Raw genomic sequence first — 25,045 nt, forward strand, 5'->3', positions numbered from 1 at the left:
TCCGGGTCAGGACCAGCCGGCGACCGCCTGGGCCCACGGTCCGACCCGCACCTCGGCGCCGTCGAGCACGTCCAGCGGGGCCGGGGCGCCGCCGGCCGCGGAGTCCCCGCCCTCGGCGGGCGGGTGGTCGGCGAGGCCCGGTGCGCGCGGCACGAGGCGCACGGGGTCGGCCCCGGGCACCGAGACCACCTCGACCGCGGTGGTGACGTCGGGGTCGTTCGCCGTCGACATGGCCCGCCACTCCAGGGTGGCGATCAGCGCTTCCCCGGGCGGTACGACGACGCGTCCGGCGACGACGCCCGGGGCCGTCGGCACGATCGTGACGTCCCGCTGGCGCTCGCCGTCCGCGTTCAGGAACGCGAGCTCGGGCACGCCGTCGACGGCGCAGGGGGTGCCGGAGACGTTGCGCGCCCGCACCGACAGGTAGCGCGCTCCCGTGGCGGCGTCGGGCGAGGTGAGGGCGAGCTCGAGGTCCGCGCCGGTGCATGCGGGCGCCGCGGCGTCGGCGGGCCAGGCCTCGGTGCCGTCGGGCAGCGGGAGGGTGCGCGGCTCAGGCTCGGGCGGCGCGACGCCGCCGAGCCAGCCCTCGGCGATCGTCGCGTAGCCGGGCGAGAAGAGGGTGTAGGGCACGGGGTCGCCCGCCACGGCGTGCGTCTCCAGCCAGTCCACGAGCGAGGCGGTCGTGCTCGCCCGGTCGTCCGCCAGGTGCAGCGTCAGGCCCCTCTCACCGGTGGAGAACGCCGACTCGACGCCGTCTCGCTCGGCAGCCTCGACGGCGAGGCGGACCAGAGCGACGTCGACGACGACGGGGATGCCGGGCTCGTAGCGGACCGTGCGGTCGAGCGTGGCGAGAGCGGCGATGATTCCGCGCCGCTCGGCGAAGTCGGCCAACGCGAGGAGCTCGTCCGGTGTGCTCGTCTCGGCGGAGTTGTCGGAGGCGCGTGCGGCGCCTGCCTGCCACAGCTCGTAGGCCTGGGCGACGGCGATGTCGAGGTCGGGGTTGTCGAGGGTCCGCACGCTCAGCGGGTAGGCAGGGGCAGTGCCGCTCTCGTCCGGCTGGCCGGCGACGATCCCTATCGACCGGGTCAGCTCGACGCCGGGGACAGGGACCGCGGTGAACAGTGCTGACACCTGGCCGGCCGCGTGACCGGCTTCCTGCGGCGTCAGGTCCTCCTCGAGCCGGACCTCGAGCCCGGCCACGGCAGTGTCGCCGTCCTTCGCGTCGTGGTGCAGGACGTCGTAGCGGACCTCTGCTCCGACGACGCCGGGGACGGACTCGATCTGGCCGACGGCGTCGCGCAGGGCGTGCGGCACCGTGTCCGGCACGGTGCCCGGCACCGCGTCCCACGGACGCCAGAGCCCGATCGCGACGAGGCCGACGGCGAGCAGCGCCACCCACCCGAGGACGACGCGACGTGACATGTGCTGATCGTGCCAGACCGCGGCGCGCCGTCCGCGCCGGTCCGGACCGGATCAGACGAACGACTCCAGCATGGCTCGGTCGACGGGGCCGTCGGCCCGGATCAGCTCCTCCGCCTCGTCCATGCGGTCCCACACGTTGAGGCCCATCGCCGCGGAGACCCGCCCGTCGGAGACCCAGAAGACGACGCCCTCGCAGTCCGCCGGCGATCCGCTGACCACCACCTCACCCTCGGTGACACCCTTAGACTCCATGCCCAGGTCGAACTGGTCGGTGAAGAAGTACGGCAGCACGTCGTAGGCGGTCCCGTCCCCGAGCATCGACCGGGCGGCGTGCCGGCCGGTCTGGTCAGCGGTCGCCCAGTGCTCGGTCCGCAGCGGTCGCCCGTAGCGCGGGGACGGGACCGAGGCGATGTCGCCCGCCGCCCACACGTCGGGCGCGGTGGTCCGCAGCGTCCCGTCCACGACGATCCCTCCGCCGTCGGACGCCGGGCGCAGCTCGATCCCGGCGCCCTGGACGACGCCGACCTCGGGCGTGACACCGATGCCCACCACGACGGTGCGCGCCTCGAGCGTGCGGCCGTCGTCGAGCGTCACCCCGGTGACCCGGTCCGTCCCGGGCAGGCTCGTCACGGTGGCCTCGCGCACGAGGCGGACGCCGTTCTTCTCGTGGAGGTCCGCGAAGATCTGCCCGACCTGCGGACCGAGGCCGCGCAGCGGGTGCGGGGACCTGCCGACCACGGTGACGTCGTGGCCGAGCTGCCGGGCTGACGCCGCCACCTCCATACCGATCCAGCCGTCGCCGACCACCACGACCGGACCGTCGTGGTCGAGCGCCCTCGCCAGCCGGTCGGCGTCGCGCACGCTGCGCAGGTGGAGGACTCCGGGCAGCTCGCTGCCCGGGACGTCGAGCCGCCGGACCCGGGACCCGGTGGCCAGCAGCAGCCGCGAGTAGCGCAGCGAGCCGCCCGGTGCCAGGGTGACCGTCCGTCCGGCGACGTCCAGGCCGACCGCCGTCGTCGACGTGCGCAGGTCGACGCCGTGGTCCCGGTACCAGCGCTCGTCCAGGGGGACCAGGGCGTCGCGCCCGACCTCCCCGCGCAGGTAGGCCTTGGACAGCGGTGGTCGCTCGTACGGCGGGACCGCCTCCCCGGCGACGACGACGAGATCGCCGTCGTACCCCTCCGTGCGCAGCGCCTCGGTGGCGCGGGCGGCGGCGAACCCGCCTCCGACGACGACGATCGGCTCCATCGGTCCTCCCCTGCAGTGGCAGTGATCCGCCTCACAGCCTGTCACGTCGGGGGCTGGTGTGCGGTCGTCGAGGTATGCGAAGAACACTGTTGAGCCTTCTCGTCGTGACCGGGCTGGTCGTCGGGGGCTGGGCCTACCTGGACCCGGCAGGCTGGTACGCGACCTTCCCCGGTCTCGGGCGGCGCTGGCTGCCCCCGCTCGGCCCCTACAACGAGCACCTGGCCAAGGACACCGGAGCGCTCTACCTGGCGCTCGCGGTCGTGACGTGCCTGGCGCTGCGCCGGTCCGCTGACGTCGGCGTCGTCCGGGCGGTCGCGGCGGCATGGACCGTGTTCAACGCGCTCCACCTGATCTACCACGTGCCACACCTGCACGTGTACGACACGGTGGACCAGGCGCTCAACGTCGTCGGGCTGAGCGGGCTCCTGCTCGTCTCGGCGTCGCTGCTGCTGGTCCGCTCTTCCTCGGAGGGAACATCATGAAGATCGCAGTCGCCGGTGGGACCGGGGTCGTCGGGCGTCACGTCGTCGCGGCGCTGGAGAAGTCTGGGCACGAGGTGGTGGTGCTGGCTCGCGCCCGCGGCGTGGACGTGGCGTCCGGTTCCGGGCTGGACGCGGCGCTGGACGGGGTGGAGGCCGTCGTCGACACGCTGAACGTCGTGAATCTCAAGGAGAGGGTCGCCACCGAGTTCTTCACCACCACCTCGCGCAACCTGCTGGCTGCCGAGGTCCGGGCCGGCGTCGGCCACCACGTCCTGCTGTCGATCGTCGGGGTCGACCGGGCGTCGGGGTACGGCTACTACCGGGCCAAGCTGGCCCAGGAGGCGGTGGTGCGCGCGGGGGACGTGCCGTGGTCCGTGGTGCGCGCGACGCAGTTCCACGAGTTTCCGGAGCAGGTGCTCGGGGCGGTGCCGGGGCCGGTGGCGATCATGCCGCGGATGCGGTGCCGGCCGGTGGCGGCGGCCGAGGTCGGCGCGTACCTGGCCGAGGTCGCCGCGCGGCCGGCGCAGGGCCACGCGCCGGAGATCGCCGGGCCGCGCGAGGAGCAGATGGTGGACATGGCCCGCCGGCTGCTGCGGGCGCGGGGCCGACGGCGGTGGGTGCTGCCGATCGACTTCCCCGGGACGGGGGCCGCGTTCCGGGGCGGGGCGCTGCTGCCCGACGGCGACGGGCCGCGCGGGGTGGTGACGTTCGACGAGTGGTTGGGAGCATGGCAGGCCTGACTATGAACGTAGACATCTGCTATCGTCTACGAACGTAGACATCGGTCAGTTGTCTACGTTCGTGGACGGAGTTCGACATGGTGGCAGTGAGCGGCGCCCGGCAGCTCGGCGCCGTCGTCCGGGCCGCCAGGCGTGATCGTGGTCTCTCCCAGTCGGCGCTCGCCGCGGCGTCCGGCGTATCCCGGGCATGGCTCGCTCGGTTCGAAGGAGGGCATCCGGCAGCCAGCCTCGAACCGGTCTTCCGCGTCCTCGACACGTTGGGTCTGGGACTCGCCGTGACCGAACGAAAGGTCACTGCAGCAGAGGCGGACGTCCTCGACGCGCTCGCGGCGGAGGAACGGCCATGACAGCCCGACGGCTGGTCGTCAGCCTGTACGGGGCGATGGTCGGCCGGATCGACCAACGTGCTCCGTCGTCCGAACCCGAGTTCACCTACACACCCGAGTACCTCGCGCAGGGTTCCACGCCGCTCGGGGTCCGGATGCCGCTCGCGGACACCACCTACCGAGGACGACCCGTACAGAACTTCCTCGACGGGCTGCTCCCCGAGGCGCAGTGGGCGCGGGAGCAGTGGGCGCGCCGGCTGTCGGTGCCCGCCGGTGACGCGATAGGGGTGCTCTCGCAGATGGGCTGGGACTGCCCCGGGGCAGTCCAGTTCTGCCGACCGGAGGATCTCGAGGAGATGCGGACTCGGTCCCACGAGACGGCATCGGTGAGCGTCGCCGACATCGCTGAGCGGTTGCGAGCACTGCGCGCCGGGTCGGCGCCGTCGTGGACGCAGCCTGGCGAGCACTGGTCTCTCGCGGGCCAACAGGCGAAGTTCGCCCTCCGGCGTGACGACGACGGCTGGTCGGAGGCCCGCGGTTCAGCGGCGACTACTCATATCTTCAAGCCGGGGATCGGCATCCTCAGCCACCAGGCGCTGGTCGAGCACGCCACGATGCGTGCTGCGCGATCTCTCGGTCTGGACATCGCACGCAGCGAGTACCGACAGTTCGACGACGAGTCCGCGATCGTCGTCGCGCGCTACGACCGAGCGCGCAGGCGGGATGGGTCGGTCCTCAGGCTTCATCAGGAGGACTTCTGCTCCGCCACCGGCCGATCACCGCGTCGCAAGTACGAGTCGAACGGTGGACCCGGACTCGCAGACATGGCGAGGATCGTCCGTCAGAACGTCGGTGATCGGAAGGCCGGCCTCCGAGCGTTGGGGGACTTCGTCGCGTTCAACTACGTGGCGGGCGCACCGGACGGCCACGCGAAGAATGTGTCGCTGCTCCTGCTGCCAGGGACGATGCGGGTCGCGCCCCTCTATGACCTCGCCACCGCGCTGCCGTACGAGGCGACGAACCGCGCTCTGCAGGAGGTCGCCGTCTCCATCGGCGGACGGAGGGCCTTCGGGCAGGTCCTCGGCAAGCACTGGGACCGTGCCGCCGCGCTGCTGAACATGTCGAGCGATGAGATGCGTTCCAGGGTCAGAGGTATGGCGGAGGCGTTCCCGGAGGCGTTCGCGGAGGCGCTGTGCGAGATCGGGACCTCGGAGGCGGACGAGGTGCGCGTGCGATCGGTCGACCCGGTCCTCCGGCATGCCCGACGAGTGCTGGAGCGACTTGACGACCCCGTGGAGCTCCCGGCGGACAGGCGCCGATCGCCTAAAGCGTAGCCGCGGTCCCCGAGGGGCGCCCGGATGCGAAGGAGTCCGTGTCCTTCTGACGCGTGGTCGTCGCCAGGCCGCCCACCAGGACGACCGCGCCCGACAGCAGCAGGTAGAGCGCGAGCAGCATCGCGACGGTCGTCGTGTCATCGGTGGGTCGGGCCAGCAGCACGACGCCCAGCACCAGCCAGAGCGCCGCGTTGACGAGCTGCCAGTCCCACGCCATGGTGCGGGCGGAACGGCCCCGCAACCCGCCGACGAGGGCCATGGCGCCGGCGACGCACGCCCAGATGCCCACCACGAGGAAGAGGAGCGGACTGGTCATCGACGGCCAGACCACGACCAGCACGCCCGCCACGACGCTGACGATCCCCGCGACCAGCCGCGCGTTGAGATCCTCACCGCCGGAACCGCCGGTGGCACGCCGGTTCTCGACGACCAGCAGCACACCCTGCACCGCGATCGCGATGCCGACGAGCCAGCGCAGCCACGTCAGTCCCTCGTCCGGGTTGACGAACAGGACGACGCCGGCCACCAGCTGGACGGCGGCGCGGAGGTACACGAGGCCCCACAGCCGCCGCGCCGTCCCCACCGTGCGGCTGGACATCGGGGCGCTGGTGTCTGACATCGCGGTGCCTCCTCGTGGCGTAACTGCCTGGTGCGATGCTACGAGCGATGCCGCGGGTGCGCGCTCCGGGAACTCCGTCGAACAGGTCGGCTGTCGCGCCGATGGCCGACCATGCGCCCGCGACGTGAGGCGGGCACCGGTGCGCGGTCCAGCTCAGGAGCTCACGGTGTGAACCCCTCCAGCTTGTCGGGGTTGAGCTGGACGAACACCCGCTCGATGCCCGCGGCCGCCACCTCAAGCGCCAGGAGTCCGACGAGGGTCTCCTCCCGTCGGAGAGCGAGCGCGGGACGGCCGTTCGCCTCGACCAGGTGCGCCTCGATGCCGGTGCCGTACTTGTGCCAGATCTTGTCGAAGTACGACGCCACCCGTGCCGGCCCCACGAGGTCGATGCGCGCGGCGTGCACACGATCGCCGCCGTCCGTCCGGGCCACGACGCCCTCGGCGAGGAACTGCTCGAAGCGCGCCAGGTCGCCGTCGCGCGCGGCGGCGACGAACTCCCCGAGCAGACGGCGGTGCTCGCTCGCGTCCACGGCGACCGCGTCGCGGGTGCCGAGACGCTCGCGGGACCGGCGGGCGAGCTGGCGCGTGTTCGCCTCGGTCAGGCCCAGGATCTCCGCGACCCTGCGGTGGGGGTAGTCGAAGGCCTCCCGCAGCACGTAGACGGCGCGCTCGACGGGTGTGAGCCGCTCGAGCAGGACGAGGACCGCCAGCTCGAGTGCCTCGGCCCGCTCCGCGCCCAGCGCAGGATCAGCGGCGGTGTCGACGGGCTCTGGCAGCCACGGCCCGACGTACGTCGTCTCGCGCCGGGCGTACGCCGACGTCGTCGCGTTGATCGCGAGACGCGTCACGACGGTGGTGAGGAACGCGGCGGGGTTCGCCACGCGGGTCCGGTCGGTGCCCTGCCACCGGATCCATGCCTCCTGCAGCACGTCCTCCGCCTCGACGACGCTGCCCAGCATGCGGTAGGCGATGCCGAAGAGCTGCGGGCGGGCGGCGAGGAACGCGTCGACCGCCGCGTCGTCGTCGAGGTTGTCGGGGCGTTCGGGCGCGGAGGGGCGCGACGTCATACGGTCACGCTACGCCAGACGATGGCCGTGCCGGCCTGTTCAGGACACGACGAAAGGCCCTCCGCACCCAGCGTTTCCGCTGGTCAGCACGTCGCCGCCCGTCTGGGCGCCGTCGTCGGCCAGTTGGTCACCCGAGGGAGGCGGCAAGGATCCGCAGCGCCGCCCGCCCTTCGCGGCGAGCCTGGGTCGGTATCGCGTTCCAGTACCTGGCGTCGCCGGGTAGGTTGCGCGCGAGCGTGGCGATGCGTTGCCGGTCTGATCCGGCAAAGGTCTCCCGTGTGGCGACGGGGTCGTCGAGACAGCACAGCAGGGCCGCGGCGTCTTGCAGGTGGCGTTCACGATCGCGTGAGTCAGAACGGTAGGCGGCGGCCTTGAGGATCAGTGCCCCGAACTCGTTGGGCACACTGATCGTCGTCTGGTCGCCGTCGATGACCAGTTCTGCGTTGACGGTGCGGCGCAGCGCTTGGGTGCCACCTTCGATGGCGACGAGGTCTCGGCCACGGAGCGGCTCGATCACGCGCGGTGCGGCGTGGTCGGCGACGAGGACGTCGACGACGTCGTCCTTGGTTGTGACCAGGTCTATGCGGTCGATGCCGCGAACGAACCGGTGCGCGGTGCGTTCGCATGGATCGATCGAGGTGATCATCTGGTAGCCGAGGGACTCCAGGGCTCGCGCGGCCTGGGCCGCCAGGCTGCGGGTGGTCTCCACGTGCAGCACGATGTCGACGTCGTTGGTCGGGCGAACGACGTCCAGTCCGTGGTGGATCGTGTGGAGCTGGGTCATGAGCCCGCCGACGAGGGTCCATGCGGTGTGCGGCAGGGTGGCGGCGATCTCGGCGACGTTGGGCCACGGTGCGAGCCATCCGCCCGGCGGCGTGGGGATGGTGATCGTGGGACGGTCAGCCATGCACTCGCTCCAGGGCGGTGGCGAGAGCGTTCAACCCGGCCGTGCGCTCACGCACGTCGAGAGAGGCGGCAAGGTCCAGCGCGGCAAGCACCGTGTCGGCACCGACGACGCGCCTGATCGTGGCGATCGGGACTCCTGTCGCGCGCAACGTGATGTGGCCGTCGAGGTCAGGCGCGAGACCGAACTCGCGCACCAGCTCGTCGACCTCGCTTGCGGCGACGTAGCCATCGACCGTGCCGGTGTCCGCGAGTCCGAGCTGGGATCGCATCGAGCCCGTGTCGACGATCGCACGCCGCACGCGCTCGGCCACGGACGAGTGTCCGGCGAACCGCACGGGATCGGCGCGGTCCCTCGTCCGCTCGACCAGGTCCGCGGCGCCCATGGTTCGAAGCCGCGCCTTGAGGCGAGACCGTTGTGTGCCGCCCATCCAGGACGCCTCGACCCCGGACAGGATCGCGACCGCTCCCCACGCCGTCTCGGGCGACCATGCTCTGGTGCGCCGCTCGCCACGCACCGCGAGAAACCGGTCGATCGAGTCCGACTCGATGATCCCACGGGCGGGTGACACCAACTCGCCCTGGACAACAAGGTGCTGCACCTGCCGGGGTGAGACCCCGAGGAGCTCGGCCGTGTCCCGCACCGCCACCAGCGACATGACAGACAGTTTCGCTGACGCGAAGGCATCGGTCAACCGGTGCGGCCGCTCGGCCAATGAGTCGCCCAGTGCCTCTTCGCGGCCTCCTGGACAAAACGAAAGGCCCTCCGAACTCAGCGTTTCCGCCGGTCAGAGGGCCTTTCGGCTGGTCGGGGTGACAGGATTTGAACCTGCGACCTCTTCGTCCCGAACGAAGCGCGCTACCAAGCTGCGCCACACCCCGAAGGACTGCGCCCGCTGGCGATCCGACCCGAAGGCCAGTCCCGTGTGCGGAAGCCTGCTCAGAATAGCCGACGATCGCCCCGGAACGAAAACCGGATCCGGCTACCGGGCGGTGAACGTGATCAAGGTCGCCTCGGGACGGCACGCGAAGCGCACCGGCGCATACGGCGAGGTCCCCGCACCCGCCGAGACGTGCAGCCATGTGGAGGCTGCGCCGTCGGGCGCGTCCGGGCGGGCGCCGGGCCAGCCGTGCAACCCCTGGGCCCGCCGGCGGTCGATGTCGCAGTTCGTCACCAGCGCGCCATAGAACGGCACGCAGAGCTGGCCGCCGTGCGTGTGCCCCGCGATGATGGCGTCCGCACCGTCGGCGTACATCTGGTCCAGCACGCGGGTGTACGGCGCGTGCGTCACGCCGAGTCGGAGCAGGGCGCCGTCGTCGTGCTCAGGCGCCGGGGCGGGGAAGTCGTCGAGGCCGAGGTGCGGGTCGTCGACGCCCGCGAAGGCGATGCGACGCCCGTCGACGACGACGGCGTCACGCCGGTTCGTCAGGTCGGCCCACCCGGCGCCGGACATCGCCGCGGCGAGCTCGGCGGCCGGCAGGTTGGGCTTGCTGCGGGTACGGGGCCCGGACCTCGTCCACAGGTAGCGGGCCGGGTTCTTCGGCTTGGGGACGTAGTAGTCGTTCGACCCCATGACGAAGGCGCCGGGAGCCCGTTCGAGGAGCGGCTCCAGGGCGTGCAGCAGCGGGCCCAGGGCCTCGCGGTGCGCCAGGTTGTCGCCGGTGTCGATCACCAGGTCCGGCTCGAGGTCGGCCAGCGACCGCACCCAGGCGATCTTGCGGTGCTGCGTCGGTGTGAGGTGCAGGTCGGAGACGTGCAGCACGCGCAGGTCCCGCTCACCGCGCGGCAGCGCCGGGATCGTGACGTGCCGGACGGTGAAGAGCTTGGTCTCGAGGTGGGCGTAGGCGAGACCGGCTGCCGTGACGGCGGCGGCACCGCCGAGCAGCGTCCGGGGGCTCAGTCGTCGTCCCCGTCGTCGCTGTTCCCGTTGCCGCCGCCGTTGCCGCCGCTGTTCCCGGGGCTGTCGTCCCCGCCGTCATCGCTGCTCTCGTCCGACTCGCCGGAGTCGTCGTCATCGTCGTCCGACGGCGTGTACGTGACCGGGGCTCGCCCGATCAGGTTCTGGTCGGGTGCGCCGAAGTCCTGGACGGGCATGCCGGCGACGGCGTCGTCCATGTAGTCCTTCCACGCCGGCGCGGCGACCCGGGAGCCGTACATGGGGATGTGGGTCACCCCGTTGACCGTGATCGGCACCGTCGCGTGGTTCTCCTGCGGGTCGTCCACCGACCCGACCCAGACGGACGTCGCGAGCTGCGGGACGAACCCGCTGAACCACGTCTGGGCGGCCAGCTGCGACGTACCGGTCTTGCCGGCGACGGGTCGGCCGTCGGCGAGCCCGCCGAGGGAGCGCGCCGTACCGGTCCCGGTGAAGACCTGCTCCATCGCGTAGACGACGGTGTTCGCGATGTTGCTGGGCAGGGCGTTCGAGTCGCACTGGGCCTTGGGGACGTCGTACCCCTCGCCGTCAGGGCCGGTGACCTCGGTGATCGCGACCGGCGTGCAGTACGTGCCGCCCGAGGCGAGCGTGGCGTACATGGCGGCCATGTTGAGCGGGGAGGACTCCTGCGTCCCGAGCACCATCGGCGCCTGGACGTCGACGTCCGGCTTCTCGGCGACGGTCAGTGGGCCGTGCCCGGTCTTGCTCGTGGGCCGGAAGCCCATGTCCCAGGCGTTGTCCGCCAGGTCGCACAGGTTGATCTCGTAGCCCATCGACGCGTAGGCCGTGTTCACCGACTCGTACGTCGCGCGGAGCACGGAGATGTTGCCAGCCGTGTTGCCCTCGGCGTTGGCCGGCTCCCACGGCTTCTCGCTGGTGAGCCGGGTGCAGGGAGCGTTGAAGTTCTGCGGCCAACGTCCCACCTTGTTGGCCGTGACCGTCTCGTTCAGCGTGTGGCCCTCGCGCAGCCACTGGGCCAGCACCACCGGCTTGAAGTTCGAGCCCGGCTGGAACCCCCCGGACGCGCCGTGGATGTAGTCCGCGTTGTAGTTCACGGTGGTGTGGCGGGTCTTCTCGGCCGCGGCCGTCCCCGAGTAGGGCACGTTCTGGGCCATCGCCTTGATCTCACCGGTGCCCGGCTCGACCGACACGACGGATGCCTCGAGGCCGCTCGCGTCGTCCGGGGGGACGTGCGCCTTGATCGTCTTGTTCGCCTCCCGCTGCATCTTCATGTCGAGCGTGGTGTGGATCTCGAGGCCACCGCGGTACAGCAGCTCGTTGCGGTCGGCGCGGGTCTCGCCGTACGTCGGGTCGAGGAGGATCTCCTTGATGACGTAGTCGCAGAAGAACGCCGAACCCTTCGCGGACTGGCACCCGGCGGACACGGGGCTGACGTTCAGGGTGTCCGCGATCGGGGTGGCCTGCGCCTCCTCGCGCTCGCCCGTGGTGATGTACCCGAGGCTCCACATGTTCTGCAGCACGAGGTTGCGGCGCTTCTCGGCCTGCTCGGGCTCGCGCGTCGGGTCGAAGTCGCTCGGGGCCTTCGTCACCCCGGCGATCGTGGCGGCCTCGACGATGCTGAGGTCGGCCGCCGACTTGTCGAAGTAGTAGCGCGCGGCGCTCTCGACGCCGTAAATCTGGTTCACGCCGTACTGCGCCACGTTGAGGTAGCCCTGGAGGATCTCGTCCTTGGACATCTTCTTCTCGATGGCGATCGCCATCTTCGCCTCGCGGAGCTTGCGGTTGAGCGTGTCCTCGTGCGCGTCGATCACCGCGAACGGGTCGTCCTCCTGGAGCGCCGCCTCGATGAGCATGTTCTTCACGTACTGCTGCGTGATCGTGGACGCGCCCTGCGTGGCGGAGCCGCTGAGGTTGTTCAGCGCGGCACGGGTGATGCCCTTCGGGTCGACGCCGTTGTGGTCGTAGAAGCGCTCGTCCTCGATGGCGACGGCCGCGTGCTCCATGTGGTCGGAGATCTCGTCGAGGGAGACCACGATGCGGTTCTGGTAGTAGAACGTCGCGAGGAGCTTCCCGTTGTCCGCATAGATACGCGACTGCTGCGACAGCGGCTGCGGCTCGAGCTCCGCCGGCACCTCGTCGTACATCTCGATGGTGCTGTCGGCTGCGGCGTTGGCACCCGCCACGGCGGGGATGACGAACCCGGCCGCGAGCACGCCGCCGGCTCCCGCGGCGAGCAGGAACGCCAGCAGGAGTGCGACCATCTGGGTGGCGGGGATCGTGCGCGTGATGCGGCGCGGCTCAGGATTCGCCATGTTCTCAGCCTAGAGGGTCAGGTGGGACGGGCCAGCCGATCCGGACGGTGCGCGTGTGCAGGTCCTGTGGAGCGCTCGTCGGCACGACCTCACGGGGCGAGGTTTCACCCGGTCGGGCTACCATCGCGGCATGGCTACCACGTGGGAATACGCGACCATCCCCCTCCTCATCCACAACACCAAGGCGATCCTCGACCAGTGGGGTGCGGACGGCTGGGAACTCGTGCAGGTCGTGCCCGGCCCGGACGGTACCGGCCTGGTCGCCTACCTCAAGCGGCCTTCGGGACAGTGAGCGCGATGAGCGTCGACGCGCGACTCGCCGAGCTCGGGATCACCCTGCCCGACGTCGCCGCGCCGGTGGCGTCCTACCAGCCGGCCGTGCGCTCGGGCGTGCACGTCTACACCGCGGGTCAGCTGCCGTTCGTCGACGGCGCGCTGCCCGCCACGGGCAAGGTCGGCGACGGCGAGGGTCTCGTCGACCCGGCCGCCGCCGCGGACCTGGCCCGCACCTGCGCGCTGAACGCCCTCGCGGCGGTGCGCTCCGTCGTCGGCTCCCTCGACGACGTCCGCATCGTCAAGGTGACGGGATTCGTCGCGAGCGACCCGTCGTTCACCGGACAGCCTGCGGTCCTCAACGGCGCCTCGAACGTGCTGGGCGAGATCTTCGGCGACGCCGGTATTCACGCACGCTCCGCCGTCGGCGTCGCGGTCCTGCCGCTCGACGCCCCTGTCGAGGTCGAGCTGATCGCGGAGCTCACCGACTGACGGTCGTTTGTGCAGACCGTTCGGTGCGGTCCGCGGGGGAGCGCCGAGCCGTGCGCGGTCGCGTTCACGCGCCCCAGGGGGCGCTCCACTTCGGGAAAAGAGACGACCGCGCGCGGCTCGCCGCTCCCCCGCTCCGTCGTCGGGCTGCGGCTGGCAGCGTGCTCGCGAGCAGACAGCGTGAGCGGACGAAGGGGCCCCGCAGTCCTGGTCGTTTCTGTCCCGAAGTGGAGGGCGCCCTCGCGCCCGTGAACGCGACCGGGACTGCGGGGCCCCTTCGTCCGCGGAGGTGGCCGAGGAGCGAAGGAGGCTCAGCGGGCGCGGCGCTCCAGGCGGTCGAGGTCGAGGAGGACGACGGCGCGGCCCTCGCGCCGGACCCAGCCGCGGGTGGCGAAGTCGGCCAGCGCCTTGTTGACGGTCTCGCGGGAGGCGCCGACGAGCTGGGCGAGCTCCTCCTGGGTGAGGTCGTGCGCGACGCGGACGCCCTCGTCGTTCGGCTCGCCGAACCGGTTGGACAGGTCGAGCAGCGCCTTGGCGACACGACCAGGCACGTCGGAGAAGACGAGGTCGGCCAGGGTCTCGTTGGTGCGGCGCAGGCGCCGGGCCAGCGCGCCGAGGAGGGTGGTGGCGACGTTGGGGTGCGCGGCGATCCACTGCACGAGCGCCTGGTGGCGGAGCTCGTAGCAGAGCGCGTCGGAGACGGACGAGGCCGTGGCGGTGCGGGGGCCGGGGTCGAACAGCGAGAGCTCGCCGAACATCTCGCCCGGACCGAGGATCGAGAGCAGGTTCTCGCGTCCGTCGCTCGAGCGACGACCGAGCTTGATCTTGCCCTGGGCGATCACGTAGAGGCGGTCGCCCGGCTCTCCCTCGCGGAACAGGACGTCTCCGCGGGTCAGCTCCACGGGGACCATGGACTCGAAGAGCGCCTTCGACTCTTCGCTGTCCATGTCCGCGAAGAGGGGGGCGGAGAGCACGACGGTGTCGTCCACAGGAATCCTCACGTTCTCAGGTCGCGTCCGCTCGGGACGTGTGCTGTCTCGAAATGTGTTCCAGGTCTCAGTGTGCCTCACGCAGGGGCATCATGCCTGGAAGGGGTGTCTCAGGTGGCTCCCTGGCGAACGTCCGGGGACCGCCGGCGGTTCCTGACAGGGACACCGAGGTCCTTGTCGGAGGGTGGCCGATACGCTGCCGAGGTGACCGCCGAGAAGCCACAGCAGCCTACCCCGACGGGGGAGTCGTCCCTGGCACTGGTCCGTCGGGCGCGACGGATCGACCGGGTGCTCGCCGAGACGTACCCCGAGGCGCGCGCCGAGCTCGACTTCACCACGCCCCTGGAGCTGTTGGTCGCGACGGTGCTGTCCGCGCAGACCACGGACGTCCGGGTCAACGCGACCACACCCGTCCTCTTCGAGCGGTATCCCGACGCGGCCGCGCTCGCCGGTGCGGACCCTGCCGAGATGGAGGAGATCCTGCGGCCGCTGGGCTTCTACCGTGCCAAGACCCGCGCGGTGATGGGTCTCGGCCGGGCGCTCGTGGAGAGGTTCGACGGCGAGGTCCCTCCGCGGCTGCAGGATCTCGTCACGCTGCCCGGCGTGGGCCGCAAGACGGCGAACGTGGTGCTGGGCAACGCGTTCGGGACCCCGGGGATCACCGTCGACACGCACTTCGGGCGGCTGGCGCGCCGGCTGGGGTTCACCCGTGAGGAGGACCCGGTGAAGGTGGAGCACGCGGTCGGTGCCATCTTCCCGAAGAAGGACTGGACGATGCTCAGCCACCACCTGGTGTGGCACGGCCGGCGGGTGTGCCATGCGCGGCGTCCTGCGTGCGGGGCGTGCCCGGTCGCCCGCTGGTGCCCGTCGTACGGGGCGGGGGAGACGGACCCGGCGGCCGCGGCGAAGCTCGTCCGCACGGGCGGGCGCGCCTGAGCACGGGCGGGTGCGTCCGAGCCGTCCCGCGGTGCCCGCTGGTCTACCCCGCGGCGAGGGCGTGGGGCAGCCAGTCGGCGAGGAGCGCGGTGACCGCCTCGGGATCCTCCTCGGCGAGGTAGTGCCCCGCCCCGTCGACCACCTCGAACCGGAAGTCGCGGGCCAGGGCCGCGCCGTCGACGTCCGCGGTCGCGGCCCGGACGAACCCGTCCGCCGAGCCGTGCACCTGCAGCACGGGCACGTCGACCCGGCGCCGCAGGGCGCCGAGGAACCGGCGCCCGCTGGGCCGCACGGCGTACCGTGTCAACCAGCGCACCGACTCCACCGCGCTGTGCGCGGCGAAGGGCACGCGCAGGACCTCCCGGTACCGCTCCACCGCGTCGCGGGCGAGCGGCCGAGCGGCGCCGGCGTCGAGCACGCGCGCGACCTCGTCGCCGTCGGCGAGACGACGCTCGGCGAGCGAGGGCACCTGGTAGAGGGCGAGCGTCCGCCGGGCGACGGGCGTGAGGAGCCGCCGGCTGGGCACGTGCAGGCGCAGCGGGTGCGGCGCGGCGAGCACCGCCACCCCCGCCGTGACCGCCGGTTGCAGCGCCGCCATCGCCCAGGCGAGTACGCCGCCGGTGCCGGCACCGACGACGACGGCGCGGTCGTGGCCGAGGGATCGCACCACGCCCGCGACGTCCCGCGTCCGGGTGGGGACGTCGTGACCTGACGGTGGCTTGTCGGACGCGCCGACCCCCCGCAGGTCGAGCGCGGCGACCCGGACGCCGTCGTCGGCCAGGGCCTCGAGCTGGTGGCGCCAGGCCCACCAGAACTCCGGGAAGCCGTGCAGGAACAGCACGAGCGGGGCCCGGTCGCCGTTCCCGCGGGCCGGGCCGGCCGTGGCGACATGGAACCGCGAACCGTTGGCGGGGACGAACTCGTGACGCCACGGGCCCTCCACGAGGGCGGACGTGTAGTCGGCGTCAGGCATGGCGGTCACGCGCCGAACCTACCGGCTCAACCGCCGGAGGACACCCGGGTGGACCCTTTCGTGCCAGGTCCGGGCTCGCCGTCGCGGTCCTCGCGAGGCTCCTTCGGCGGGTCGAACCGGTAGCCGACGTTGCGCACCGTGCCGATGAGCTGCTCGTGCTCGGGGCCGAGCTTGGCCCGCAGCCGCCGGACGTGCACGTCCACGGTGCGGGTGCCGCCGTAGTAGTCGTACCCCCACACCTCCTGCAGCAGCTGGGCCCGGGTGAAGACCCGGCCCGGGTGCTGGACGAGGTACTTGAGGAGCTCGAACTCCTTGTAGGTGAGGTCGATGGGGCGGCCGCGGAGCCGGGCGGTGTACCCGCCGGCGTCGATCGCCAGCTCGCCGGCGGAGATCTCCTGGGGAGAGTCCTCGGCGGGCCCGTGCGCGGACCGTTCCACGACGAGCCGCAGCCGCGCCTCCACCTCGGCGGGGGCGGCGTTCTCCAGCAGCAGGTCGTCGGCGCCCCACTCGTGGTTCACCACGGTCAGGCCGCCCTCGGTGAGGACGAGCACGAGCGGGACGGTCAGGCCGGTCGCGTGCAGCAGCCGGCAGGTGGTGCGGGCGGCGACGAGGTCGCGGCGCGCGTCCAGGAGCACGACGTCCGAGTCGGGCGCGTCCACCAGCGCGGACGGCTCCATCGGCAGCACCCGCACCTTGTGCGAGAGCAGTCCGAGAGCAGGTAGTACCTCGACCGACCCGCCCGTCGCGGGTGTCAGGATCAACAGCTCGGCCACGCGCACCTCCTCCCGCCACCGGTGGTGGTAAAGGTACCGTGCCGCGGACCGCGGGTCACAACGGGTCGGCATGCGAGACTCTTCGACGTGACCGTGACCACCCGTGCCGTGACGACCGCTGCGCTCGCCGCTCTCGTCGCCGCGGCGGCGTACCTGGGGCCGCTGTGGACGACGGCGGCGGCCGCCGGGCTGGTGGTCCTGGTGGCGGTCGGCTGGCCCGCGCTACTGCGGCTCCCTGCCGAGGGCGCGACCGTCCTCGTCGTCCTGCTCGGGGGCCTGGGCGCGGTGGCGGTGGCCTGGGCGACACCGGACGAGCCCGTGCTGCGGCACGTCCCGGTCGTGATCGCGATGGCCCTGGTCCTGGCTTTCGTGGCCCAGATGCTTCGGCGTGGGGGGCGTCCTCGGCTGGTGGAGTCGGTGAGCGGCATGACGGCCGGCGTCGTGGTCGCGACCGCCGCCGCGGGATGGGTCGCCACCGGCCGCTCGGACGCGGGCGCCGCCCTGGTGGTGACCAGCGCCGTGTCGCTGGTCGTCGCCTCCGCGGTCTCCGCGCTCCCGGTCGCGGCCGGCTGGACCGGTTCGTTGCTCTCGGTCGCCCTCGGCGCCGTGGCCGGCGCGGCGGCCGGGAGCGTCGTCCCCGAGGTGGAGCCGCTGACCGGTGCCCTGACGGGACTGGTCGCCGGTCTCGTCTCCGCCGCGCTGCGCTTCCTCTTCGAGCGGCAGCCGGCGCTGTCCCGTCGCCGGGCCGGGGCGTCAGCGGCGGCGGTGCCCGTCGTGGTGACGGGGATCCTGGTGTTCGTGGTGGGGCGCGTCGTCATCTGACGCGTCTCCGGGCCCGGGCGGCGAGGTCGCCGGGTCACCCGACGCGGAGCGCTTCGCCGGCCAGCTCGATCCGGACCGTCTTGGCCACGAGCACGCCGCCGGCCTCCAGGGCCACGTTCCACAGCAGGCCGAACGCCGCGCGCTCGAAGTCCGCGGTGGCGCTGAACCCGAAGAGGTGGCGGCCGTACGGGTCGGCCCCGACCCCACCGAACTCCGCGTCGAGCGCGATCGGCTGCGTGATCCCCCGGATCGTCAGGTGCCCGTGCAGCACGAACCTGGTGCTGGTGCCGGCCGCTGCCCGGCTCGTGTCCACGTCGCGACCGGGCGTGCGGCCCTTGAGCGCGGCCCACGAGAAGATCGGGTCCGGTGCCGGGTTCCACTCCACCGCGGTCGACCGGAACTCGATGGTAGGGAACGCCTCGACGTCGAGGAAGTCGGGGCTGCGCAGGTGCGTGTCCCGGTCGACGTTCGCCGTCTCGATCGAGGCGGCGTCGATGGTGGCCGCGACGGACGAGGCGAGGGGGTCCTCGGCGACGTGGATGACGGCGCCCCCGGTGCCGAACTGCCCGCGCACGGGGCTGACCATCATGTGCATCGCCAGGAAGCCGATGCGCTGGTGGGCGACGTCGAGCTCGTACGTCCCGCCAGCGGGGACGACGAGGCCGTTCCAGGTCCGCGTGGGTGCTTCGGTCATCAGGGGCCTCCTGGATGCCCGACGACGCTGGGCACCCGGTGTTCGAGTGCGGGGCGGCGGTGCCGGGACAGGTGCGCGTACGCTACGGGCGCGTCACCACGCCCACGGTACCGGGAACATTCATGCAAACCGATCTGTTCCTGCCGACGACGTGGTCGTGACATGTCCCGCGAACAGGAGGTCCGGATGGAACCGCAGCCCGTGGTGCTCGGCGCGCTCGTGGCGCTGACCGTCGTGGTGGGCCTGGTCTGGCGTCGCAGGCAGGGCCGGGTCCGGGTCGGAGCCGCCGGTCGCGCGACGACGCAGGATTCCTGGCACGCGGACCTGACCGCGCTGGGCGCCGAGCCCGGCGCCCGGGCCACTTTCGTGCAGTTCTCGGCGGCGGTGTGCGCACCGTGCCGAGTCACCGCCCGCGCTCTCGGCGAGCTCGTCGCCACCCGCCCGGACGTCGTGCACGTCGAGGTCGACGTCGAGGACCACCTCGATCTCGTGCTCCGGGCCCGGGTCCTGCGCACGCCCACCGTGGTCGTGCTCGACGCCGCCGGGGCCGAGGCGGCCCGGGCGTCCGGGGCGATGACGCCCGCCCAGGCGCGCGCGGCGCTCGACGCCGTCACACCCGTCGACCTGCCGTCCGGGAGGACCGCATGACCTCGTCCGACCGCCCCGCACCCACCGCACGCACCGCACCGCCGGCTCCGAGCACCTCCCGGACGTCGGAGCCGGCGGGCATCGACCCTCGCGGCCCCCGGGTCGGCGCCGGCATCACCGCGGCGCTGCTCGCCGTCGTCGTGCTGCTCGGTCCCGGCACCGAGGCGCTCACGCTGCTCGCCGTCGTCGCGCTCAGCTTCCTCCCCGGCGCGCTGCGCGGCACGCACGCGACGTGGCAGGGCTGGTTGTTCCGCACACTGGTGCGCCCGCGGCTCGGTGCCCCCGAGCACCTCGAGGACCCCCGGCCTCCGCGGTTCGCCCAGCTCGTCGGGCTCGTCGTCACCGCGGCCGGGGTGACGCTCGGCCTCGTGGGCGTGCCGGGCGCCGTGCCGTGGGCGGCCGGTATCGCGTTCCTCGCGGCCGCGCTCAACGCGACCGTCGGGCTCTGCCTCGGGTGCGAGCTGTACCTGCTGGGACGGCGGTTCCGCGGCGTCCGCGTCTGACCGTCAGTAGACGAGCGCCTGCGCGCCCGGGCGCAGCGACTCCTCGACGAACACCGGCGCGCCCGCGATCCGCACCCCCGGCACGACGTCGTCGGGCCCGATGCCCCGCCGTGCCGCGCACTGGGTGCACAGGGTCACCGTCCCCGCCGCCAGGACGGCCTCGAGCAGATCGGCCGCCGGCGCGGCGTGGTCGAGCTCGAGCTCGGCGGCACGGCCCGGCAGCGCGAACCAGGCCGACTCGCCGGTGAGCCACAGCGAGACCTCCACGCCGGCGGCGACGGCCGCCGCGGCGACGGTGAGCGCCTGGTTCGTCGCCTCCGGTCGCTCCGTGCCGGCGGTGGTCTTGACGACGAGGGAGCGCTGCGATGTGGTCTCGGTCATAGCGCCGACCCTAGCCGCGCGGCGGTGGGTACGATCGAGGCATGTCGGTCCACGCGCTCGAGATCTTCTTCACCAGCCTCCTGGTCGTCACCGTCGGGGTGATCACCTGGTTCGCGGGCTACGTCGTCTACAAGCTGTTCCAGGGGCAGCGCTGATGCCCTTCGCCTTCCCCGAGGGTCTCGCGCCCGAGGTGTACCCGCTGGCCTGGCTCGTCGGCCGGTGGACCGGCGGCGGCGTCATCAAGTACGAGGGCATCGCCGAGACACCGTTCCGCCAGGAGCTCCTCTTCGATCACGACGGCGGCCCGTACCTGCGCTTCACCTCGACGCTGCGGGTCCGGTCCGGTGCGGCGGCCGACGGCGAGACGACGGACCGTGACGGCGAGGGCGACGACGCCTTCGACACCGTCTGGTCGACCGAGACCGGTTACTGGCGCGTGGCCACCGAGCGCCCCGACGACCTGCCCGAGGGCAAGCACCCCCTCGAGGTGCTCGTCACCGACGCCTCGGGCCGGTTGTCCCTGTTCCTGGGGATCGTCGGCGACGGCCGGGTCGACCTGGCCACGGACTTCGTGGCACGGACCTCGACCGCCGCCGAGGTCACCGCGGCCAAGCGGCTGTACGGCAACGTCGAGGGTCGCCTGCTGTGGCTCGAGGAGCTGGCCGCGTTCGGCCACCCCATGGGCTCCTACGCCTCCGGCGAGCTCGACCGGGCCGACGACGCGTCATGACGTACCGCAGCCCGATCCTGGACCGACCCGGAGCCGTCGCCGCCACGGGGCCCGACGAGGGCGTCGCCTGGCACTACGGCGAGCCCGTCGCGGAGCAGCGCGCGCTGACCCGCGGCGGTGCCGTCGTCGACCAGTCGCACCTCGGTGTCGTCCGACTCACCGGCCCCGACCGCCTGAGCTGGTTGCACTCGATCACCTCGCAGGACGTCGAGCACCTCGCCCCGCGCACCTCCACCGAGCTGCTCGTGCTGTCCCCGCAGGGCCGCGTCGAGCACGCGTTGGGCGTCGTCGACGACGGCACGTCCACGTGGCTGGTCACCGAGCGGGACCGTGTCGAGCCGCTCGTCGCCTGGCTGACGCGGATGCGCTTCATGATGCGTGTCCAGATCGACGACGTCTCCGACGACTACGCCGCGCTCGGCGAGCCCGTGGCCGCCGAGGGCACCGCGGACGAGCCCGTGACGTGGTGGGACACCTGGCCGCGCGTCGCCGTCGGCGGCACCCGGTACGGCCCGCCCGAGGAGGAGCACCCCGGAGCGGACCGCGCCTGGCGGCTCGTGCTCGTGCCGCGGGCGACGCTGGCCGAGGCCGTCGCCGAGCGCGAGGCCGCCGGCTGGCGGCTCGCCGGCACCTGGGCCACCGAGGCGCTGCGCGTCGAGGCGTGGCGTCCGCGGCTGGCCCGCGAGGTCGACGACCGCTCCGTCCCGCACGAGCTCGACTGGCTGCGCACCGCGGTCCATCTGCACAAGGGCTGCTACCGCGGCCAGGAGACCGTCGCGCGGGTGCACAACCTCGGACGGCCCCCGCGGCGCATCGTCCTGCTCCACCTCGACGGGTCGCAGCACGTCGTGCCCGACGCCGGTGCGGACGTCCGGCGCGAGGGCGTCGACGGCAAGGTGGTCGGCCAGGTCACCTCGGTCGCCCGCCACCACGAGCTCGGCCCGGTGGCGCTCGCCGTGGTCAAGCGGAACCTGCCGGACGACGCCCCGCTGGTCGTCGTCGGGACGGTCGGGACCGGCGCGGACGCTCAGGAGCTCGTCGTCGACGCGACCCAGGAGACGATCGTCCCGGGCGAGGGTGTCTCCGCCGACCGGCCCGAGGGGCGCGGCGAGACGCTGCGCGGCCTGACCCCACGCGGTGGCGACGGGACCCAGAGCCTGCTGTGATCGTGCGGTGAGAGCACCGGACCCGCGCGAGGCGGGTGCTGCGGCGGGTGCCGCGGTGCGGACGCTCCTCCGCCGGATCCGCATCCGGCAGGGCTTCGCACGGGTGCGGTCGGGGTTCTGGCCCATCGTCCAGGCGTCGCTCGCCGCCGGGGTGGCCTACCTGCTGGCGCACCTCGTGCTGGGCCACGAGCAACCGTTCTTCGCGGCGGTCGCCGCCTGGGTGTGCCTGGGGTTCTCGTTCGACCGGGAGCTGCGCCGGGTGGCCGAGGTCGCCGTGGGCGTCGCGGTCGGCGTCGGCATCGGCGAGGTCATCGTCGAGCTCATCGGCACCGGGTGGTGGCAGCTCACGGTCGTGCTGCTCGTCTCGGCGCTCCTCGCCCGCTTCATCGACCGCGGACCCTTGCTCGTCACACAGGCAGGTGTGCAGGCCATCGTCGTGGTCGGGCTCCCGGCGGCCGTCGCGCACGACGGCGCTTTCGGCCGGTGGACGGACGCCGCTGTCGGCGGGCTCGTCGCCCTGGCGGTGACGCTGCTGCTGCCGAGCGACCCGCTGCGCAGGCTGCGCTCGTTGGCCTACGAGGCGACCACCGAGCTGGCCGAGACGCTGGAGGCGGTCGGTCGCGGGCTGCGGGACCGGGACATGGACGACCTCGGCGCGGCCCTGGTCCGTGGCCGGGCGTCGGAGTCGGTGCTGGCCGACTGGCGGGACACCGCACGCAAGGCCGAGGAGATCGCTCGGGTCGGCGTCAACCGCGGGCAGCGCGGGGACATCCACCACCTCGCGGGGCAGGCGGTGCTGGTGGACCGGGCCATGCGCAGCGTGCGCCTGCTCGCTCGCCGCGCCCCGACCGTCGTCGGACCCGACGGGACGTGGCCCGAGCTCGGTGCGCTGGCCGACGAGGTGGAGCGGTTCGCCGGCGGGGCACGGTTGCTGGCGTCCGCCGTCGGCGGCGGGGGGTCTCTCGAGGAGGCCCGCGAGCTCCTGGTCGACGTCGCCGAGGCGGCCGACCCGCACGCGCTCGGGGGTGGTGACCTGCGCGTCGCCTCGCTGGTCGTGCTGCTGCGCTCGCCCGTGGTGGACGCCCTCGAGGCGAGCGGGCTGGACGCGCAGGCGGCGCGGGAGCACCTGCCGGAGCTCTGATTCTCCCGTTCTGCCGACATCGGCAGAACGCCCCGGCGGACGCGGCGAGTGGTGCGGACGTCAGGGTGCGGCACCGTCCGTGGCGTCGGCGAAGACGAGCGTCGACACCTCGTGGACCAGGGCGTCGATCTCTGGCTCGTCGCCGGGCCACTCGGCCACGACCTGCTGGAGCCGGCGTCGCTCGGCCTCGCGCAGGATCTCCGCAGCGACGTCCGTCTGGTCGGTCGCCCGCACGGTGTCGCCGTCGACGGCGACGAGCCCGCGCGCCGCCAGCCCCGACGCGACGTGCCGCACCGTCTCCGACGACACATGGCTGCGTTCCGCCATGACCGCGACCGTCCGGGACCGCTTGAGCGAGACCCGGGTGACCATCCACGCCTCCTCGGGGGACAGGTCGGCGTCGGGCGCGGTGATCTCGTACACGCGCAGCGGGTCCTGGACCCCCACCCGGCGCCACAGGATCATCCGCAGCTCCTCGAGGGAGGTGCGGCTCGACGGCAGGGCGAAGGACTCGCCGGCAGAGTGGGCCGCCACGACGGCGGGGTCGGCGTCGCGGGTCGCGGTGCGCAGCTCGACCTGGGGCAGGAGCCAGGCCAGGGCGAAGGCGACGGCGGCGACCGGCACGGCCCACAGGAACACGGTCTGCAGGGTGTCGGCGTATCCGTCGAGGAACCAGCCTTGCACCTCGGGCGGGCACTGGGCGAGCCCTTCGACCGACGCCTCGAGGACGGCGGGGCCGCAGCGGCCCTGCGCGGCGGAGGGGACGTCGGTCGAGAGGTTCGCGACGAGCTGGTTGGCGAAGATCGTGCCGAACACGGCGACGCCGACGGACGACCCGATGGTGCGGAAGTACGTGGCGCCCGACGTCGCGGTCCCCAGGTCGCGGTAGGCGACCGCGTTCTGCACGGCGATGACGAGCACCTGGGTGACCATGCCGAGCCCCATGCCCAGCACGAACATGCTCAGGCTCGACTGGAGCGTGCTCGTGTCGCGGTCCATGAGGGACAGCAGGAAGAGGCCGACGGTGGTGATCGCCGTGCCGAGGATCGGGAAGACCTTGTACCGGCCGGTGCGGGTGATCAGCTGCCCGGAGCCGATCGAGGTGAGCAGCAGCCCCAGCATCATCGGCGTCATCTCGAGGCCGGACATCGTCGGGGAGGAGCCCTTGACCGTCTGCAGGTAGAGGGGCAGGTAGGTGATGGCGCCGAACATGGCGAACCCGACGACGAACCCGACCACCGCTGCCACGGAGAACACCCGGTTGCGGAAGAGATGCAGCGGCAGCACCGGCTCAGGGGCGCGGCGCTCCACGAGCACGAACGCGACCACGCCCACGACGGCCACGGTGACCATCGAGTACACCTGCACCGAGTCCCAGCCCCACGTGGTGCCGCCGAGGCTGGTCGTGAGCACGACGGCCGTGGACACGACGGCGAGGAGCACGATGCCGGCGTAGTCGATCCGCGGCCGGTTGCGCGGGGTGATGGGCGGCAGCACGGCGACGACCACGACCAGCGCCACGATGCCGAGGGGGACGTTGATGTAGAACACCCACTGCCAGGACAGGTTGTCCACGAACCAGCCGCCCAGCAGCGGTCCGGCGACGGAGGCGACGCCGAACACGGCACCGAACATCCCCTGGTACTTCCCGCGCTCACGCGGGGAGACGACGTCCCCGATGATGGCCTGGCTCAGCACCATGAGCCCGCCGCCGCCCACGCCCTGGAGCGCACGCCAGGCGATGAGCTGCCCCATCGTCTCCGACGTGCCGCACAGCATCGAGCCGCCGAGGAAGATGGCGATGCAGACGATGAACAGCACCTTGCGGCCGAGCAGGTCGCCGAGCTTGCCCCACAGCACCGTGGTGGCCGTGGTGGCCAGCATGTAGGCCGTCACGACCCAGGACAGGTGCTCGGCGCCGCCCAGGTCGCTGACGATGGTGGGCAGCGCGGTGGCGACGATGGTCTGGTCGAGCGCGGCGAGCAGCATAGCGAGCATGAGCCCGCCGAAGATCGCCCAGATCTTCGACTGCGGTAGCGCCTGCGGGTCCGTGGTCTGCGCCGTCACGCGGGTCCTCCCTGGTGCCTGCCTGCTCGGCAGCCTGTCACGGCCGGCGCGGTGTCGCGCGCGCAGCGGGACGAACGTCGCCACGACACGGCGAGGGCTGTTCCTGCAG

At 72.6% G+C, this 25,045-nt stretch carries 27 protein-coding genes and 1 tRNA gene; 13 read left to right on the forward strand and 15 right to left on the reverse strand.

The window, feature by feature from the left end; translation table 11 throughout:
- Positions 1–6: 6 nt before the first annotated feature.
- Together AC3RJ8_RS02505 and AC3RJ8_RS02510 are read right to left on the reverse strand one after the other, a co-directional pair.
- The gene (locus AC3RJ8_RS02505) at positions 7–1,422 is read right to left on the reverse strand and encodes a DUF4232 domain-containing protein (RefSeq protein ID WP_489714391.1); all 1,416 of its coding nucleotides are present in this window, start codon (positions 1,420–1,422) and stop codon (positions 7–9) included.
- Between the two features lie 51 nt (positions 1,423–1,473).
- Positions 1,474–2,670, reverse strand: a complete 1,197-nt coding sequence (locus tag AC3RJ8_RS02510) for an NAD(P)/FAD-dependent oxidoreductase (protein ID WP_489714392.1) — start codon at positions 2,668–2,670, stop codon at positions 1,474–1,476.
- An 89-nt stretch (positions 2,671–2,759) separates the two neighbouring features.
- Here AC3RJ8_RS02510 and AC3RJ8_RS02515 point away from each other — a divergent pair, with 89 nt between their 5' ends.
- From AC3RJ8_RS02515 to AC3RJ8_RS02530, 4 genes are all read left to right on the forward strand, one after another.
- Complete coding sequence (locus AC3RJ8_RS02515; protein ID WP_489714393.1) at positions 2,760–3,152, forward strand: hypothetical protein; 393 nt, start codon at positions 2,760–2,762, stop codon at positions 3,150–3,152.
- Positions 3,149–3,892, forward strand: coding sequence for an SDR family oxidoreductase (locus AC3RJ8_RS02520; protein WP_489714394.1), 744 nt, complete (start codon positions 3,149–3,151; stop codon positions 3,890–3,892). The genes AC3RJ8_RS02515 and AC3RJ8_RS02520 overlap by 4 nt, the downstream gene beginning before the upstream one ends.
- 77 nt (positions 3,893–3,969) lie before the next feature.
- Complete coding sequence (locus AC3RJ8_RS02525) at positions 3,970–4,239, forward strand: helix-turn-helix domain-containing protein (RefSeq protein WP_489714395.1); 270 nt, start codon at positions 3,970–3,972, stop codon at positions 4,237–4,239.
- A complete protein-coding gene (locus tag AC3RJ8_RS02530) occupies positions 4,236–5,552 on the forward strand; it encodes a HipA domain-containing protein (protein ID WP_489714396.1) in 1,317 nt (438 codons plus the stop codon). Before AC3RJ8_RS02525 ends, AC3RJ8_RS02530 begins: the two co-directional genes overlap by 4 nt.
- On the opposite strand, the gene AC3RJ8_RS02535 is transcribed toward AC3RJ8_RS02530, so the two are convergent.
- The 7 genes from AC3RJ8_RS02535 to AC3RJ8_RS02565 all read right to left on the reverse strand — a co-directional run bounded on the left by AC3RJ8_RS02535 (position 5,542) and on the right by AC3RJ8_RS02565 (position 12,351).
- Positions 5,542–6,171, reverse strand: a complete 630-nt coding sequence (locus AC3RJ8_RS02535; protein WP_489714397.1) for a DUF308 domain-containing protein — start codon at positions 6,169–6,171, stop codon at positions 5,542–5,544. The genes AC3RJ8_RS02530 and AC3RJ8_RS02535 overlap by 11 nt on opposite strands.
- Before the next feature lie 161 nt (positions 6,172–6,332).
- Positions 6,333–7,238 (reverse strand): sigma-70 family RNA polymerase sigma factor, encoded by a 906-nt coding sequence (locus AC3RJ8_RS02540; protein ID WP_489714398.1) that lies wholly within the window; start codon positions 7,236–7,238, stop codon positions 6,333–6,335.
- A 127-nt stretch (positions 7,239–7,365) separates the two neighbouring features.
- A complete protein-coding gene (locus AC3RJ8_RS02545; protein ID WP_489714399.1) occupies positions 7,366–8,022 on the reverse strand; it encodes a hypothetical protein in 657 nt (218 codons plus the stop codon).
- Positions 8,023–8,137: 115 nt separating this feature from the next.
- A complete protein-coding gene (locus tag AC3RJ8_RS02550; RefSeq protein ID WP_489714400.1) occupies positions 8,138–8,800 on the reverse strand; it encodes a hypothetical protein in 663 nt (220 codons plus the stop codon).
- 146 nt (positions 8,801–8,946) lie between these two features.
- Positions 8,947–9,023, reverse strand: a tRNA-Pro gene (locus AC3RJ8_RS02555).
- A gap of 101 nt (positions 9,024–9,124) precedes the next feature.
- Positions 9,125–10,042, reverse strand: a complete 918-nt coding sequence (locus AC3RJ8_RS02560) for a metallophosphoesterase (RefSeq protein ID WP_489715553.1) — start codon at positions 10,040–10,042, stop codon at positions 9,125–9,127.
- Entirely contained in the window at positions 10,039–12,351 is a 2,313-nt protein-coding gene (locus AC3RJ8_RS02565; protein WP_489714401.1) for a transglycosylase domain-containing protein, read from the reverse strand. Before AC3RJ8_RS02565 ends, AC3RJ8_RS02560 begins: the two co-directional genes overlap by 4 nt.
- A 130-nt stretch (positions 12,352–12,481) precedes the next feature.
- Here AC3RJ8_RS02565 and sp36 point away from each other — a divergent pair, with 130 nt between their 5' ends.
- Positions 12,482–12,643, forward strand: a complete 162-nt coding sequence (sp36, locus tag AC3RJ8_RS02570) for a Sp36 family protein (protein ID WP_407320466.1) — start codon at positions 12,482–12,484, stop codon at positions 12,641–12,643.
- 5 nt (positions 12,644–12,648) lie between these two features.
- Positions 12,649–13,116, forward strand: coding sequence for a RidA family protein (locus AC3RJ8_RS02575; protein WP_489714402.1), 468 nt, complete (start codon positions 12,649–12,651; stop codon positions 13,114–13,116).
- 308 nt (positions 13,117–13,424) lie between these two features.
- Here the strand turns inward: AC3RJ8_RS02575 and AC3RJ8_RS02580 are convergent, their stop codons facing one another.
- On the reverse strand, positions 13,425–14,102 hold the full coding sequence (locus AC3RJ8_RS02580) for a cyclic nucleotide-binding domain-containing protein (RefSeq protein WP_277211188.1): 678 nt from the start codon (positions 14,100–14,102) through the stop codon (positions 13,425–13,427).
- Between the two features lie 204 nt (positions 14,103–14,306).
- Here AC3RJ8_RS02580 and nth point away from each other — a divergent pair, with 204 nt between their 5' ends.
- Positions 14,307–15,038, forward strand: coding sequence for an endonuclease III (gene nth / locus AC3RJ8_RS02585; protein ID WP_489714403.1), 732 nt, complete (start codon positions 14,307–14,309; stop codon positions 15,036–15,038).
- Between the two features lie 43 nt (positions 15,039–15,081).
- Here nth and AC3RJ8_RS02590 read toward each other — a convergent pair whose 3' ends face one another.
- The gene (locus tag AC3RJ8_RS02590; protein ID WP_489715554.1) at positions 15,082–16,011 is read right to left on the reverse strand and encodes an alpha/beta fold hydrolase; all 930 of its coding nucleotides are present in this window, start codon (positions 16,009–16,011) and stop codon (positions 15,082–15,084) included.
- A 26-nt stretch (positions 16,012–16,037) separates the two neighbouring features.
- Positions 16,038–16,784, reverse strand: a complete 747-nt coding sequence (locus AC3RJ8_RS02595; RefSeq protein ID WP_489714404.1) for a winged helix-turn-helix transcriptional regulator — start codon at positions 16,782–16,784, stop codon at positions 16,038–16,040.
- Between the two features lie 87 nt (positions 16,785–16,871).
- Here AC3RJ8_RS02595 and AC3RJ8_RS02600 point away from each other — a divergent pair, with 87 nt between their 5' ends.
- A complete protein-coding gene (locus AC3RJ8_RS02600) occupies positions 16,872–17,606 on the forward strand; it encodes a hypothetical protein (RefSeq protein WP_489714405.1) in 735 nt (244 codons plus the stop codon).
- 34 nt (positions 17,607–17,640) lie between these two features.
- Here AC3RJ8_RS02600 and AC3RJ8_RS02605 read toward each other — a convergent pair whose 3' ends face one another.
- Positions 17,641–18,300 carry a YceI family protein gene (locus AC3RJ8_RS02605; protein WP_489714406.1) on the reverse strand — a complete coding sequence of 220 codons (660 nt, stop codon included), beginning with the start codon at positions 18,298–18,300 and terminating at the stop codon, positions 17,641–17,643.
- Between the two features lie 186 nt (positions 18,301–18,486).
- On the opposite strand from AC3RJ8_RS02605, the gene AC3RJ8_RS02610 reads away from it, so the two are divergent.
- Positions 18,487–18,948 (forward strand): thioredoxin domain-containing protein, encoded by a 462-nt coding sequence (locus AC3RJ8_RS02610; protein WP_489714407.1) that lies wholly within the window; start codon positions 18,487–18,489, stop codon positions 18,946–18,948.
- Complete coding sequence (locus AC3RJ8_RS02615; protein ID WP_489714408.1) at positions 18,945–19,451, forward strand: DUF4395 domain-containing protein; 507 nt, start codon at positions 18,945–18,947, stop codon at positions 19,449–19,451. The genes AC3RJ8_RS02610 and AC3RJ8_RS02615 overlap by 4 nt, the downstream gene beginning before the upstream one ends.
- Positions 19,452–19,454: 3 nt before the next feature.
- On the opposite strand, the gene AC3RJ8_RS02620 is transcribed toward AC3RJ8_RS02615, so the two are convergent.
- Positions 19,455–19,832, reverse strand: coding sequence for a DsrE family protein (locus AC3RJ8_RS02620; RefSeq protein WP_489714409.1), 378 nt, complete (start codon positions 19,830–19,832; stop codon positions 19,455–19,457).
- Positions 19,833–19,986: 154 nt separating this feature from the next.
- On the opposite strand from AC3RJ8_RS02620, the gene AC3RJ8_RS02625 reads away from it, so the two are divergent.
- Genes AC3RJ8_RS02625 through AC3RJ8_RS02635 form a run of 3 tightly spaced genes read left to right on the forward strand, consistent with a single transcriptional unit; the run spans position 19,987 to position 22,869 of the window.
- The gene (locus AC3RJ8_RS02625) at positions 19,987–20,562 is read left to right on the forward strand and encodes a heme-binding beta-barrel domain-containing protein (protein WP_489714410.1); all 576 of its coding nucleotides are present in this window, start codon (positions 19,987–19,989) and stop codon (positions 20,560–20,562) included.
- A complete protein-coding gene (ygfZ, locus tag AC3RJ8_RS02630; RefSeq protein WP_489714411.1) occupies positions 20,559–21,728 on the forward strand; it encodes a CAF17-like 4Fe-4S cluster assembly/insertion protein YgfZ in 1,170 nt (389 codons plus the stop codon). Before AC3RJ8_RS02625 ends, ygfZ begins: the two co-directional genes overlap by 4 nt.
- A gap of 7 nt (positions 21,729–21,735) precedes the next feature.
- Positions 21,736–22,869 (forward strand): FUSC family protein, encoded by a 1,134-nt coding sequence (locus AC3RJ8_RS02635; RefSeq protein ID WP_489714412.1) that lies wholly within the window; start codon positions 21,736–21,738, stop codon positions 22,867–22,869.
- A 60-nt stretch (positions 22,870–22,929) separates the two neighbouring features.
- Here AC3RJ8_RS02635 and AC3RJ8_RS02640 read toward each other — a convergent pair whose 3' ends face one another.
- Positions 22,930–24,936: an MDR family MFS transporter gene (locus AC3RJ8_RS02640; protein WP_489714413.1), complete on the reverse strand. Its 2,007-nt coding sequence runs from the start codon at positions 24,934–24,936 to the stop codon at positions 22,930–22,932.
- Positions 24,937–25,045: the final 109 nt, after the last annotated feature.

The organism is Isoptericola sp. MSGPD8_1_ISO-PGPR-S23-394, from assembly GCF_058072785.1.